At 63.9% G+C, this 280-nt stretch carries 1 pseudogene; it reads right to left on the bottom strand.

The features are described 5' to 3' along the window. Window positions 1–234 (bottom strand): annotated as a pseudogene (locus IF01_RS0141000) (hypothetical protein); the annotation flags it as partial. Window positions 235–280 lie beyond the last annotated feature (46 nt).

The following is a 280-nucleotide window of genomic DNA, read 5'->3' as shown; positions in this document are numbered from 1 at the left end:
CCCGGCGTTCATGTTGTACGTATGGTTGATCACACCGTCCGTACCGATACCGAAGAGCTCGATGGCGTTGGTGGCGGCGTTGAACACCGCGGTCGGACTGCTGCCGGAGCGAAAGGCCGGCCCGAGAGTCGCCCAGCCGCTCCACTGCCCCCCGTTGAACAGGTAATTGTGGGAGATCACGCCGTCCGTCCCGGTCGCGAACACCTCGGTGACCTTGTTCACCGGGTTGTACACCGCACTCGCACTACCCGTGAACCGGAACGACGGGTCCAGCGTGCTC

Source organism: Kitasatospora purpeofusca, assembly GCF_000718025.1.
Classification (GTDB): domain Bacteria; phylum Actinomycetota; class Actinomycetes; order Streptomycetales; family Streptomycetaceae; genus Kitasatospora; species Kitasatospora purpeofusca.
This window is presented reverse-complemented; position numbering and strand designations above follow the sequence as displayed.